The following is a 13,679-nucleotide window of genomic DNA, read 5'->3' on the forward strand; positions in this document are numbered from 1 at the left end:
AACCCCCCCCGACCTCAAACCCACCGGCACCTGCCGACCCCACTCAGGGCACACTGGACGATCGTGGCTACCGAACTCCTGCTCGGCGGACTGGTCTATTCATCGAGCGTTCCCGACGCGACCGCGCTCGCCGTCACCGACGGCGTCGTGACGTGGGTCGGCACCGACGCCGTGGGGCGAGCCCTGCACCCCGACGCCCGGATCACCGATCTGGCCGGCCGATTCGTCGCGCCCGCCTTCGTCGATTCCCATGTGCATCTGACGTCGACCGGACTCGCCCTGGACGGGTTGACGCTGGATGAGGCCACCAGTCGTACCGACTGTCTCGCCCGCCTTGCCGCCGCGACGGCCGGGGCCGACGAGAACGAACTGATCTGGGGGCTCGGGTGGGACGATTCCACCTGGGAGGGCGTCGATCCGGATGACCGCAGGTTTCCCACCACTGCCGAGATCGACGAGGTCGTCGGTCACCGTCCGGTCTATCTCGCGCGCGTTGACGAGCACTCGGCGGTTGCCTCCACCGCGCTGCGCCGGCTGGTCACCGACCTCGACGCCGCCGAGGGGTACGACCCCGATGCACCGCTTGTCGCCCACGCACACCACCTCGTGCGTGCCGCCGCCCGGACACTGGTGACCCCTGCGACCCGCGCCCGGTGGCAGCGCCGCGCACTGGACGCCGCAGCCGCCGCCGGAGTGGTGGCGGTCCACGAGAACGGCGGACCCGAGATCGCCGGACTCGACGATTTCCTCGCCCTGGCCGACCTCGACCACCCGGTCGAGGTGCGCCGCTACTGGGGGCAGGCGGCCGAGGATGCCGAGCATGCCGCCGAGCTACTCTCCATCACCCGCGCCGATGGCCTGGCCGGCGATCTGTTCGTCGATGGGGCTCTCGGCTCACACACCGCGTGGCTGCGGGAGCCCTACACCGACGATCCGGACACCAGCGGCATCAACTATCTCGAGCCCGAGACGATCCGCACCCACATCCACGCCTGCACGCTGGCCGGCGCGCAGGCGGGTTTCCATGTGATCGGCGACGCCGCGACCAAGGCGGTCGTCGCCGCGTTCGCCTCGGTCGCCGACGAACTCGGCACACCGGCTCTGGCACGCTGCGCCCATCGGCTCGAACACGTCGAGATGACCGATGCCACCGACGCCGCCGTCCTGGCCCGTTGCGGGGTGATCGCGAGTATGCAGCCACTGTTCGACGCCGAATGGGGCGGACGTGAGCGGCTGTATGCCCAGCGGCTCGGGCCCCGCGCCGACGGCCTCAACGATTTCGCAATGCTCGCCAAAGCCGGTGTGGCACTGTCATTTTCCTCCGATTCTCCGGTGACCGCGATCGATCCGTGGGCGACCATCCGCGCCGCAGTGCACCCGCATCGGGCGTCGTCGGCGATCTCTGCGCGCGCGGCGTTCGGCGCGTGCACACGCGGCGCGTGGCGCGCCGGTGGTGTACACGACGGTCTGACCGGCACCCTGGAACCTGGTGCTCGGGCCGACTATGCGGTGTGGGAGGTCGACGAGCTCGTCGTCGCCGGCTCGCACGCCGGGGTGCAGCGGTGGTCGACCGATCCGCGGTCGCGAGTACCCGCACTGCCCGACGTCTCACCCGATGCCCGCCTGCCACGATGCGTGCGGACCGTCCGCGCCGGCTCGATCATCCACGACGTCGACGGGGGCGATTGGTGACGCCGGCACCGGGAACCGACGCCGTCCCCGGAACCGATGCCGATGCCGATCGATCCGTCGGCACCGAGCAGTCCCCACCGCGGACGTGGGATCGGCTGCGGGACCGGTGGGCCGCGGCCGCGCCCGCCACCCACCGCCGAACACTGTGGGCGGCACGCACCGTCCTCGCCGCCCTGGCCGGTCTGGCCATGTTCTCGGCCTTTCCGCCGCGCAACTGGTGGTTCATGGCGGTGGTGTCACTCGGACTGCTCTACGGACTGCTGGGTGAGGGCCGTCCCCGGGCCCGTACCGGAGCCTGGATCGGTTTCGTCTTCGGCCTCGGATTCTTCGTCCCCCTGCTGCCCTGGATCGGTGTGTACGTCGGGCCCCTGCCGTGGCTGGCGCTGGCCGCCGCGCTCGCCGCCTACCTCGCCCTGTTCGGGGTGTGTGCGACGCTGACGATGCGTCTGCCCGTGCCACCGATCTGGTTCGCGCTCTCGTGGGTGCTGATCGAAGGACTACGGTCGTCCTTTCCCTTCGGCGGATTCCCTTGGGGCCGAACCGCATTCAGTCAGGTCGATGGTCCGCTGCTGCCGCTGGCGTCGGTCCTGGGGGCGCCCGGTGTCTCCGGGGCGGTCGCACTGTTCGGCGCGTCCGTGGTCTGGGTGATCCAACTCGCCGCCCGCCGAGACACCGCCGTCGGCATGGGCCCACGATCCTCTGTCGTCCGTAGCGCCGCACTGGGCATCGTCCTGGCCCTGCTCGCGCCGGTCTCGGCGATCGCGTTGCTGCCCGACACCGTCGACCGCAACGTCGCAGGCGCCTCGGCGCAGGTCGCGGCAGTTCAGGGCAACGTGCCGCGACTCGGGCTCGAGTTCAACGCCCAGCGGCGCGCCGTGCTCGACAACCACGTCCGCGAAACCATGGCGCTCGCCGACGAGATCAACGCCGGCCACATCGAGCAACCCTCGTTCGTCGCCTGGCCCGAGAACGCCTCCGACATCGATCCACTGGCCAATCCCGACGCCGCCGCGGAAATCACCGCGGCCTCCGACGCCGTTGGCGCGCCGATCCTGGTGGGCACGCTGATCGTCGAACCCGACGGCCGTCCGACCAACACCGTGCTGGTCTGGGACGGTAGCCGCGGACCCATCGCCCGCTACGACAAGCACATCATCCAGCCCTTCGGCGAATACCTGCCGTGGCGTCCGTTCTTCCGGATGTTCTCGTCCTACGCCGACATGGCAGGCAACTTCCGTCCGGGCACCGGCCCGTCGGTGTTGACCGTGCCCGGACGTTCCGGCGACGTCACCGTCGGGGTCACCACGTGTTGGGAGGTCGCCTTCGACCGGGCGGCACGCGACGCGGTCGATCAGGGCGCCCAGATCCTGTACGTACCCACCAATAACGCCACGTTCGGTCGTACGAACATGACCTACCAGCAACTCGCGATGTCGCAATTCCGGGCGGTCGAGCACGGTCGGGCCGTGATCGTGGCCGCGACCAGCGGAGTCAGCGCACTCATCGAACCGGACGGATCGGTGACGTCGGAATCGGACATATTCACCCCGGCGATTCTCGCCGACCGGCTTCCGTTGAGTTCCGCCACGACCATCGCCACCCGTCTGGGAGCATGGCCGGAACGCGTGGCGATGCTCCTCGCGGTGGTGGCGCTTTTGGTCGCGGTGGCAATGCGTACTAGGTTCACTCAGAGATTCACGGCGGTGCGGCCTCACAAGGGTGCCGGCGCCGCCCCGGAGAAGTCGGAGGAGTACACCGGTGACGAACAGTGACCGATCGCCTGCCGGTGGTGTCGAGCGACCCACCGTGGTCGGGCCCGACGGCGAGAAAGCGCTGGTCGTTATCCCGACCTTCAACGAGCGCGAGAACCTGCCACTCATCATCGGCCGCCTGCAGACCGCTCTGAGCGCCATCCACGTGCTCGTCGTCGACGACTCCAGCCCCGACGGCACCGGTGAGGTCGCCGACGAGTTGGCCGCCGCCGATGCCGCAGGCCGCATCCACGTCCTGCACCGGGTCGACAAGGATGGACTCGGCAAGGCCTATCTGGCCGGATTCGCCTGGGGTCTCGCGCGCGACTACGAGGTCATCATCGAGATGGATGCCGACGGCAGCCACGCTCCCGAACAACTGCCCGCCCTGCTCGCGGCGATCAACGACGGCGCCGACCTGGTCATCGGCTCGCGCTACGTCAAGGGCGGTGAATTGGTCAACTGGCCGCGGCGACGCGAGATCCTGTCCCGCGGCGCCAACACCTATGCGCGTGTCGCGCTGGGCGCCGGAATTCACGACATCACGGCCGGTTACCGCGCGTATCGCCGCGCGGTGCTGGAAAAGATCAGCCTCGATACCGTCGAATCCGCCGGGTACTGCTTCCAGATCGATCTGGCATGGCGGTCGATCCAGGCGGGCTTCGACGTCCGTGAGGTTCCGATCACCTTCACCGAACGCGAGATCGGTCAGTCGAAGATGAGCGGTGGCGTCATGTCGGAGGCATTCGTCAAGGTGTTCCGCTGGGGTGTGCAGAGTCGGCTCGCCCAACTCGGTATACGGCGCTGACGACGCACCGGCCAGACAACGAGACGGGCGGCCCGGGAGAAAACCTCCCGGGCCGCCCGTCTGTTTGCCAGAGTCTGCGACGATCAGATGATCAGTTCGTCGCTCCGCAGAACTCGATCAGTTGGTCGCTCCGCGACGGCGCTGCTTGAGCAGGTCGAGGCGCTCGTTGAGCAGGACCTCGAGCTCTTCCTCGCTGCGCCGCTCGAGCAACATGTCCCAGTGGGTGCGCGGTGGCTTGCCCTTCTTCTCCTCGGGCTCGGCGCCCTCGAGGATGGTGCCCTCCATGCCGTTCTTACACGGCCACTTCGACGGCACCTCGGCGTCGTCGGCGAACGGGACGTCGAAGATCTCCCCGTTGTCGGTGCGGTATTGGACAATCCGCCGCGGCGCGAGATCGTGATCACGATCGGTTTCGTAGCTCACCGCACCGAGGCGGCTACCCCGAAGTACTCGATCTGCCATTTGCTACTGCTTTCCTCTCGGCTTGCTCGCTGACCAAACCAGCTGCTGAACAGAACCATTCTACTCTTCTTGATCCGTGACGCCCGACGCACGCGACACCGCGCGCGGCTTGTGTCGCGATGAGCACCGCGCACGGTACGGTCTGTGCCGTGGATGCGACCCGTTCCCGGCGAACCTACGCGTGCGCGTGGTGCGGCTCGACCATGGCCGATTCCGAGATGGGTCGGCGACGCAAGTACTGCAAACGGTCATGTCGACAGCGGGCGTACGAACAGAGAGCGCTCGTGGCGGGTACTTCTATTCCCGACGATGCGGTGATCTTGTCCTCGGCCGAGGTCGCGGAGTTCGGGGACCGGATGTTCGCGCTGCGATGTGCCGCCGAGGACCTCGCCACCGCGGTGGGCGAAGACGCCGATCACGGCACGTTGGCCGGGCTCGCCGACGACCTGCTGTCCCTGGCGCGAGACGCGGAGCGGCTGCGGTGAATGCCGACGACGCACCCGACACACCCGAATCACCACCGCTGGGTGCCCGCGCCGCCGATGCTCTCGCCCGGGCCGACGCCAACTCCACCGGCATCCGGGCGATCCGAGCGGTCCGCAGGCTGCTGCCGGACGCACCACCATCGATCACCGACTCCCGGCCGTCGGACCGGCTGGCCCGGTTGATCGCCGACGCGAGACCTGAAAAGCCAAGTGCAACCAGGGAGTTGGGGCTCGCTGCGGTGCAGGCGTGGCAATCGGTGACCCGGCGCGGACACTCCACGGACACTCCCGTCGACGTCACCATCCTGTTCACCGACCTCGTGGCATTCTCCACCTGGGCTCTCGCAGCCGGTGATGATCAGGTGTTGCGACTTCTTCGAGAGGTGAACACCGCGACCGAGCAGGTGGTCCGACGTCACGGCGGCCGGATCGTCAAGAACCTCGGGGACGGGGTGATGGCGATGTTCACCGATCCGGACGAGGCGATCGCGGCCGCCTACGAGGCGATCGGTGCGGTCAGCTCGCTCACGATCGACGGTTACCGCCCTCAGCTGCGGGCCGGCCTGCACACCGGTACACCTCGCGCGGTCGGCGACGACTTCGTCGGTGTCGACGTCAACATCGCGGCGCGCGTTGCCGGTGCCGCCGGGGCGGGTGAACTGCTCATCAGCGACGCGACCCTCGAGAGCGTCGATCCGCAGCGCTATGCCCGTCGCCGACGCCGTCGTTTCAAGGCCAAGGGCGTTCCCCGGGAACTGACCGTGTACGCGGTGGTTCCCCGGTACGACCCGTAGCGCCGCACGAGCCGGGACCCGCCCCGCCGGCCACATCGCGACCCTTGACCGCACGATGAGAGATCGAGCTGGCGCGACATTTCCGGCATGCCCACCGCGGTGCGGCGCGCTGGTGTAGTCCTCTACTGCGACACGGTGTTTCGATCCCCCTGGAAAGAGGTCGAGAGGATTAACCTCGTCGGTGCACAAATGACTGCCCTCGGTCACCGTCGCGGTGTACAAAGGACGTCAACCGCACTCCTGCAACATTCTCGGCCGAGCCAAGACCGAGAGTGTCCTGTGCGCACGGATACACCACGATGGTTGGGCGGCACCATGACAGTGATCAACAACAAGCAGCAGCAGATGATCGACTTCGAGACGAGTTGGTACACGTTGGGCGGTGGCTCGTCCCGTGAGATCACCGAGCAGTTCGGGCTGACCGATCGTGACTTCTTCGCGCAGGTCGATCAGCTCGTCGACGAGGCACCGCCGAGCGGACTGAGCAACTCCGAATTGCGGCGGATGCGCCAGGTGATCCGCCGACGGTTGTGGATGGCGCGCTGAGCCGATAACACGTCGAGCGCTCGGCGCGCTGACGCGACGTCGCGCCGAGGAGGATGGCAGGCTGGGTATGTGCCCACCCGATCAGGCAACCACCCGGATGCTTGCGACCGACAGAAAAGGTCGATGCGCTGTCGCGGATCGGTGGTGTTGCAGTGATGACGCCTTTCTCCGACGACGATCTCGAGCAGTTCTATCGGGGTGTGGAGGCGCGGACCGACCTGACCCCGCGGCGTCGTCGACACCCGGCGCCGGTGTATCGGGACTGTCCGACGCCGTACAAGGACGCCTTCGGCTCGGAGGCCGCGGCGATCGAGGGGATCGGCCGGATTCGGCAGGTCGGTCGGCGTGCGCCGACGCTGCGGTGTTATCGCTGTGACTGCGGGTCGTGGCACATCACCAGCAGTCCGCCGCGCGAGGAGCCACCCCGACCCCCGAGCGGCCGTCGTGGCCGACGCAGACGATGAGGAGCACTTCTCCGATGGCACAGCATGCCGACGCGGACGTCCCGAGCGGGATCGAGACCGGACCCACCGACACGGCGCCGACCGGACCGCACGACCCGGTCGCCGTTGTCGATCTCGGCACGCCCGACGTCGACGCATCGGCCGCGGCGTACGCGAGACTACTGGGCCTGCCGCAGCCCACCGACGACATCGGCGTGTTCGCTGCTCGAATCCGATTGCGGCCCAGTACATCCGGCGATCAGCACCGGGTGCTCTTCGGAGCCCCCGACGCCGACGGTCATGTGCGCCTGCTCCGGCGGCGCGGTCTGGAGTTGACGGCGCCGACGGGAGCCGACGTGCGCGGGGAGTGGCATGTCGACACCTTGCCCTTCGGTGTCACCCCGGCCGACCCGGTGGCCGATCGCGGGCGCACCGTGTCGGCGCCCGAGGTTGCCGCCGACATCGCCGGTATCGATCATCTGGTGTTCTCCAGCCCCGATCGCAATCACGCGGTCGCTCTGTTCGGTGCCACGCTCGGACTGGATTTCCGCCTCGACCGCCGAGTCGTCGACGGTCTGCGACAGTTGTTCTTCCGCCGAGGCGATCTCGTCGTGGAAGTCGTCGTCCCCGACAGCGCGCCCACCGACGAGCCCGTACGCCTGTGGGGTATCGCGTGGGGCAGCACCGACATCGCGGCCACCCATCGTCGCCTGACCGACGCCGGGGTCGGCATCTCCGAGATCCGCGACGGCCGCAAACCGGGTACCCGGGTGGCCACCATCGACGACGATGCTCTCGCCACGCGTTCGATCATCATCGGCAGCGACCACACGCGCCCTGCCGCATCAGTCCACGACGAAGGAGCCCGATGAGCCTGTTCACCTCCGCGGCGGCCGTGACCAACAAGGCGGTCATCCCGCTGTTCGGACTACCGGTCATCGGTGCCGCGCTGGGCAGGTCGATGACCGTGGTGACCTACACCGGCCGGCGTTCGGGCACCACGTTCCGGCTGCCGGTCGCATTTCGACGCGGCACGCCGGCCTCCGAGAGCGGGGCGGACCGTGAGACCGTCCTGATCGGAGTGGCGCTGCCGGACAAGAAGAACTGGTGGCGCAACTTCACCGGGAGCGGTGGACCGCTGTCGCTACTGCTCGACGGCGCGGACCGGACAGGTCACGCCGTCGCGACTCGTGACGAGAAGGGTTCGGTGTCGGTTCGGGTGGTTCTCGACCCGGTCGTCTGAACGCGGTCAGTCGCCCTGCCCGGGGCTGTACAGGTCAGGACGCGACTCGGTCGATAGACGCCGGGGACCTGACCGGCATCACCAGTGTGGTCAGTTCGCCACGATCGGCCGAGCGGATCGTGGCGGGCTGATCTCCACCACGGAGCTCGACGAGTAGGTCCGCACCGATCGCGGTGCTGATCGCCGGATGGAGCGTCGTCATCTCGAACCACAGGGTCAGTGGTGCACCCGTCACCTCGGCCACCACGCGCATCTCGTCACCGAGATCCGTGGTGCCGGGGGAGCCGGAGTCGGCGTCGGACGGGCGCGGGTACGGGCGAAGGGCGATCCGCCCCTCATCGATCTGCATCTCGACGAATTCTGCGGGGCCGCGCTCGAGTGCGTCGAGCAGTCCGGTCCGCGACGTCAGCATCGTTGTTGTCGGAGTCGGCAATGCCCCGAGCAGCGCACGATGATCCGGGAAGGTGTCGTCGATCAGTCGGCAGTGACGCCGGCGTCCGCCGGGAAGCGTGATCGTGAGGTCATCGTCGGCGACGGTCAGCTCAACGACAGGGGAGTGTCGGAGATCGGCCAGGCACCGGCGCAGGTCGTCTGCGCTGACCGTGCCCGCCCACGTCGCGCCCGTTTGCCCGGCGACGAGCGATCGGGTCGTGAGCCGATAGCGATCGGTGGCGGTCATCGTGAGAGCCCCGTTGTCGATCTCCACGCGAACCCCGCCGAGGACAGCGAACTCCGCGTCGCATGCCGTGGTGGTGAGAACCTGGTCGGTTGCGGCGGCAAACATCGGTCCACTGATCGTCGTCACACCGGGTTCTGGCTGAATGTCCCACTGTGCCTTGATGAGCGAGGCAGTCGACCGTGCGGCTTCGGCCGCGCCGATGATCTCCGCGAGGTAATCGTCGAGACAACGCTTCGCATCGAGCGGTGCGGAGTCGAGCATCTTCCGCACCCCCACGATGGGCATGCCGATCTCTCGTAGACGTCGAACCAGGACCGCACGGTCACATTGGCCCGGGGTGTACCAGCGGTAGCCCGAGCCTGGATCGACGCGATCTGGTCGCAGAAGCCCGGCGTCGTCGTAGAAACGTAGGGCGCTCGTCGTCAGGCCGCACGCGTCGGCGAACGCCCCGATCGACATCATCTCCGAATTGGTCACCGGGACATCATCGGACCTCGACCTACCTGAAGGTCAAGCCGCTCCGCCGGATTCGAGGATGGCGCAGAGGTGGCCCGTCATCAACGCACGGCGAGGTCACCGGCATCCGTTGTGGTGTGCCGGTGACCTCGCGTGTGTGTGGTTGTCGGCTCGTTGGCCTGGTCAGGCTGCGTCGGGGTGGGCGAGGAAGAAGTTGATGTCGCCTCGTGGTGCCTGTGGTCGATGACGGTCGGGTGGGCCCAGCCCGGGTGGATTCGGTCCGGGTGGTGGGTGATCGTGTGGGCCGGTCCGTCGGTGGCCGTGGCGGCTGTTGGCTTCGCGGTGCACGACTCGCTGCACCCCGGCGTCGAGGCGGGCTTCGCACCTCGACACCGGTGGTGGTGGCGGGTCGGCCGGTACGCCGGCCGCGTCTCGGATGTGTTCGACCGCGGCCCGAAACGTCCGGTCAATCCGAAAGAACTTGTTGACCCGCAACGGGTTCTGTGGCTGGCCGGGTTCGGTGTTGAGTCGCCAGCCGAAGCGTCCGGCGTCGGGGCCACTGCGGATCAGTTCGGTGGTGTACTGGCCGGCGTCGGGGCCGACCATCCTGTTGTGCACACCGCATGCCGGGGCGAGATCGTGGATGTCGGTGTTCCCGCCCCGCGCATAGTCACGGGCGGCGTGGTGGATTTCGACGTGCACCATCGGCGCCGAACAGTCCGGATGCGAACAGCCCCCGTAGGAATCGGCCAGGGCCAGCCGCTGGCCCCGTGAGGCGAACCGACGGGCTTGCCCGAAATACAAGATCTCCGACGAATGATCGGCGTACACCGCCAAATACAGTTGCGCCCGCGCCGCCACCTCCACCACATCGCCGATCGGCAGTGTCGTACCGGAGGCGGTACGTCCGAGACCGGCCTGCTCGCGTAATTCCTGGGAGGTGATCGACACGATCAACTGCGGCGGCAGACCCCGATGACTCTTACCCGGTAACCCGCCGTCGAGGGCGGCGTGGAGCAGGGCACGGAACGCATCATGCTGGCGTTGTGCGGTGGTGCGTGTATCGCGTTGGGCCGCGGCCTCCAACGCTTCTGGGTCGGCGTCCTGGACGGATCCGTGCGGGGAGTTCTCGTCGTCGGGATTGTTGACGCCCTTGGCCGCCCATGACGCCAGCACCACATCGAACATCGCTCGGGTGGCCGGGTCCAGGCGGCCTTTGATCATCGACATCTGTTGCGCGTCTTGACGACCCAACCATAGTTGCCGTTGCCGGGCCCGGTCGGCGGGTTCGGTCAGCTCGCCGTCGGGATCGACCCGTGCAAGCAGTTGTTGCCCGAGGACCCCCAACTCCGCGGGGGTGTGCTCGCGTGCCAGTTGACCCAACGTCTGCTCCGCTGCGGTGTGGACCTCGGCGGGCAACGCCACCGGGATCTTGCGGAGCACGTCGAGGACCGCGTGGACGTGGTCCGGGCCGAGAACTCCGTCGGCGACACCGTCGGCCAGGGTCGGTGCCGACGGCGGTAACGGCGTACCGGTCGGTGAGGTGAACTGCCCCAACGCCTGCAACCGGCGTTTACGGCGGAAGGTGTCGGTGATCCGTAATCGGCGGCTCAGAAAGCCGGAGATGTTCTGAAAACCCAGCTTCCGGTACACGCCGCGGTTCTCGACCTCGATCAGTGCGGGTTGACTCACCGATTCCATCCGCCGAGCGGCGCGTTCGTGTTCCTCGGTGACCGTCACCAGGTCGGTATCGGACAACACGTGTGGCGATGCGGCAGCAATGCGGTCGAGCACACCATGCAGCTGCGCGTACAGGTCCAGCATGTCCGCAGCAGCCGACGGATCCTTTCCACCATCGACATCGGCCACCGCGATCACCCCCTCGCGCGATACTCGAATGTATCACCCCATGAATACATGTTCGAGTATACCCGCCGAAGACCTCAACCTCAATACATAGCGTCAATTGGTTCGCAGGTTTGCGCGCCTTTCGGGCTGATGGCTCAAGCCGATAGTGGGCCAAGGGCACCCGCCGCCTATAGATCGCTGGTTCGCGCGGCGAAATTGTCTGGAGTACAACCCAGTTCACCTGTCGGTCGCTGATGAAGTCCATCGTGTCGACGATTCCAAGACCCCGCCGAGATCGACGATCACCCCAGTGAATACCAGGGCTTCAACGTTAAGGCTCACTGTGGGCGCATGCGGGTCACCCACCACTACAGGTCTATGTGCCGGGGTGGTGGTGGCCGACCGCGTTGATCTGTTCGCGGAGGATATCGCCGTGACCCGCGTGGCGGGCGAACTCGGTGATCATAGCGACCAGTGTCCAGCGCATGCTGACCAGCCCTTCACGGGGTTGACGTTTGATGTCGTCAAGAGAGAAGCGGGCAGCGATGTCTCGCGAGCGTGTCCCGGCACGTTCGAACTCGGCAATCACCTCCTCCAATGTCTCGTCTTCGGCCACTGTGAAGGTGCCTTCGTCGCGGCGCGAGTAGCCATCGCATTCTTGTTCCTCAAGTCCTGCCCAGAAGCGCTGAAACCAGATCCGTTCGGCGGCCGCGGCATGCTTGATCAACGAGATGGGCGTGGTCAGCGAAGGAACCAGATGCAGGCGCGCGCTCATCTCGTCGAGACCTCGCACGGTCTCGACGAGCGCTCGACGGTTGTGATCGAGCATGCTGTTCAGGATCAGTCGTTCGTCTCCGGCGGTAATCATGTTGATAGACATCAGTTTTCGTTGACCTTTTGTAGGGGCCGTGACACTTGGCATGGCCTATGGGGTTTGTCCGCAGTTGGCACGCTCCCGATGACCAGGGCGCAAGGAAATCGCCTGGAACGGCCGCAGGAAGCGACGGAGGGAGTTCCTTCGTCGAGGTGACGGTTGAATGCGGTTGGAGGGTGATGCATCATCAGGCCTGCAGCCACTGACTGAGCAAGAAGTGCCCAGTCGGCATCTAGTATGCCGTACGCGCTCGCCGCAGGCTGCTCACCGTAGCTGAGGCTCGCGCGCCACGGGCTGTCACATCAGAACAATCCGCTCGACCTGGGAGACACGCCCTAGCCGTGCCCTAGCCGGCGGTGAGCGCTCGCAGCGGACGGAGTCCGTCACGGAGCCACAGGTAGATCTCGTCGTGGTTGAGCAGCGTGAAATGGTTCGCGCGGCCCAGGTGCATGCCGTCCTCGTCGCGGAATCCGATCCGCCGGGAGCGATGGAATCCTCGACCGCTTGGCGTCAGAACCAGACCGTCGCCGATGAAGCGGCCGAGCGGGTGGCGCGGATTGCCGAAGAGGGAAGCCGTCACGAACAGATGGCGGGCGCCGGCGAGCAGTGGGACGTCCGCGCCGGGCGCCTGCCACCAACCATCCGGATCCGCCGATGGTCCATCCTCGGCGATGACGTTGCCGTGGAACAGATCTCGGACACCGGCACTGCGCCGACGCAACAACTCGCCGAACGGTCGGGTCACCGACAACATGCGCAACGCCGACGACGCGGCGTGCACCCCCCGCGCCAGGGGCGCACCGAGGTGCGGGGAGCCGAGACTGACCGTCTCGGTCACCAGTGGCACCCACGGCGCGCGGCTGCGCGTGCCGAGGTGACATGCGCTGCGGATGACCAGGCCGCCCATGGAATGCCCCACGAGGGAGATACGGGTGACCGGTACCGGCCACAGCAAGACCATCTCGCTCAGCAATCGGGCGAGGGTCGCACCGTTGTCGCTGATATGGCGGCCGGTGTTGTAGCGGATCTGCACCTCGGTGGCGCCGATATCGTCGGCGAGCCGCGCTCCATAGGTCGGATGTCCACCGAGCCGCCAGGCATGTTCGGTCTCCATCAGCCCGTGTAGGAACACCACGAGGTGTCCGGTGGCGTGCGGATACGCGGCGGCCAAGCCGTCGGTGGTCACGGTGACCGGTGAGCCACCGACGCGCGGCGCCATCCGTGGCGCCAGCGGGGAGTGGTCGTCGTCGAGGGCATCACCGATGAGTCCGTCGAGGATGCCGATCATGGCCGCACCGCGGACCGTCGTGGTCGGCTGATGCCCGGTCTCGGGCAACGCGTCGGCGACGATCGTGGCCGAGTCGAGCACTCCGGTGATCGAGGTGTAGACCGCTTCGCTGACCGCGTCGTGCACGGTGCGCACCGGTGCGACGGACCTGCCGATCGCGAGGTCGAGTGTGCCGAACACCGCCGCCGAGGTGGCGCGGTGTACCCGCGCGATTCCGACGGTGGCCTTACCCAGTTCACTCAGTCCCAGTCGTGCCAGCGCACGGACTTCTCCCTGTTCACCGACCAACTGCCTGCTGCTCATGGATCTC

At 67.3% G+C, this 13,679-nt stretch carries 14 protein-coding genes; 9 read left to right on the forward strand and 5 right to left on the reverse strand.

Annotated features, from left to right (window positions below):
• Positions 1–63: 63 nt before the first annotated feature.
• From J6U32_RS16275 to J6U32_RS16285, 3 genes are read left to right on the forward strand one after another with little or no spacing between them, the layout of a single operon-like run.
• Positions 64–1,692, forward strand: a complete 1,629-nt coding sequence (locus J6U32_RS16275) for an amidohydrolase (RefSeq protein ID WP_208791241.1) — start codon at positions 64–66, stop codon at positions 1,690–1,692.
• Entirely contained in the window at positions 1,689–3,464 is a 1,776-nt protein-coding gene (gene lnt, locus J6U32_RS16280; RefSeq protein WP_208791242.1) for an apolipoprotein N-acyltransferase, read from the forward strand. Before J6U32_RS16275 ends, lnt begins: the two co-directional genes overlap by 4 nt.
• The gene (locus tag J6U32_RS16285; protein ID WP_208791243.1) at positions 3,451–4,251 is read left to right on the forward strand and encodes a polyprenol monophosphomannose synthase; all 801 of its coding nucleotides are present in this window, start codon (positions 3,451–3,453) and stop codon (positions 4,249–4,251) included. Before lnt ends, J6U32_RS16285 begins: the two co-directional genes overlap by 14 nt.
• A 117-nt stretch (positions 4,252–4,368) precedes the next feature.
• On the opposite strand, the gene J6U32_RS16290 is transcribed toward J6U32_RS16285, so the two are convergent.
• A complete protein-coding gene (locus J6U32_RS16290) occupies positions 4,369–4,713 on the reverse strand; it encodes an RNA polymerase-binding protein RbpA (RefSeq protein ID WP_006372801.1) in 345 nt (114 codons plus the stop codon).
• A gap of 119 nt (positions 4,714–4,832) precedes the next feature.
• Between J6U32_RS16290 and J6U32_RS16295 the strand changes: the two genes are divergently transcribed.
• The 6 genes from J6U32_RS16295 to J6U32_RS16320 all read left to right on the forward strand — a co-directional run bounded on the left by J6U32_RS16295 (position 4,833) and on the right by J6U32_RS16320 (position 8,224).
• A complete protein-coding gene (locus tag J6U32_RS16295; protein ID WP_208791244.1) occupies positions 4,833–5,198 on the forward strand; it encodes a hypothetical protein in 366 nt (121 codons plus the stop codon).
• Positions 5,195–5,992: an adenylate/guanylate cyclase domain-containing protein gene (locus tag J6U32_RS16300; RefSeq protein ID WP_208791245.1), complete on the forward strand. Its 798-nt coding sequence runs from the start codon at positions 5,195–5,197 to the stop codon at positions 5,990–5,992. Before J6U32_RS16295 ends, J6U32_RS16300 begins: the two co-directional genes overlap by 4 nt.
• 324 nt (positions 5,993–6,316) lie before the next feature.
• Complete coding sequence (locus J6U32_RS16305) at positions 6,317–6,538, forward strand: DUF3263 domain-containing protein (RefSeq protein WP_026920127.1); 222 nt, start codon at positions 6,317–6,319, stop codon at positions 6,536–6,538.
• Between the two features lie 155 nt (positions 6,539–6,693).
• On the forward strand, positions 6,694–7,002 hold the full coding sequence (locus J6U32_RS16310; RefSeq protein WP_208791246.1) for a hypothetical protein: 309 nt from the start codon (positions 6,694–6,696) through the stop codon (positions 7,000–7,002).
• Positions 7,003–7,016: 14 nt separating this feature from the next.
• Complete coding sequence (locus J6U32_RS16315; RefSeq protein WP_208791247.1) at positions 7,017–7,853, forward strand: VOC family protein; 837 nt, start codon at positions 7,017–7,019, stop codon at positions 7,851–7,853.
• Positions 7,850–8,224 carry a hypothetical protein gene (locus J6U32_RS16320; protein ID WP_208791248.1) on the forward strand — a complete coding sequence of 125 codons (375 nt, stop codon included), beginning with the start codon at positions 7,850–7,852 and terminating at the stop codon, positions 8,222–8,224. Before J6U32_RS16315 ends, J6U32_RS16320 begins: the two co-directional genes overlap by 4 nt.
• A 34-nt stretch (positions 8,225–8,258) precedes the next feature.
• Here the strand turns inward: J6U32_RS16320 and J6U32_RS16325 are convergent, their stop codons facing one another.
• The 4 genes from J6U32_RS16325 to J6U32_RS16340 all read right to left on the reverse strand — a co-directional run bounded on the left by J6U32_RS16325 (position 8,259) and on the right by J6U32_RS16340 (position 13,672).
• A complete protein-coding gene (locus tag J6U32_RS16325) occupies positions 8,259–9,380 on the reverse strand; it encodes a MerR family transcriptional regulator (RefSeq protein WP_244332038.1) in 1,122 nt (373 codons plus the stop codon).
• A 162-nt stretch (positions 9,381–9,542) separates the two neighbouring features.
• Entirely contained in the window at positions 9,543–11,228 is a 1,686-nt protein-coding gene (locus tag J6U32_RS16330) for an HNH endonuclease signature motif containing protein (RefSeq protein ID WP_244332040.1), read from the reverse strand.
• Between the two features lie 355 nt (positions 11,229–11,583).
• Positions 11,584–12,087 (reverse strand): DinB family protein, encoded by a 504-nt coding sequence (locus tag J6U32_RS16335; RefSeq protein WP_208791249.1) that lies wholly within the window; start codon positions 12,085–12,087, stop codon positions 11,584–11,586.
• Positions 12,088–12,427: 340 nt separating this feature from the next.
• Positions 12,428–13,672, reverse strand: a complete 1,245-nt coding sequence (locus J6U32_RS16340) for an esterase/lipase family protein (RefSeq protein ID WP_244332042.1) — start codon at positions 13,670–13,672, stop codon at positions 12,428–12,430.
• Positions 13,673–13,679: the final 7 nt, after the last annotated feature.

The sequence above is a fragment of the Gordonia polyisoprenivorans genome (genome assembly GCF_017654315.1).
In the GTDB taxonomy this organism is placed as follows: domain Bacteria; phylum Actinomycetota; class Actinomycetes; order Mycobacteriales; family Mycobacteriaceae; genus Gordonia; species Gordonia polyisoprenivorans_A.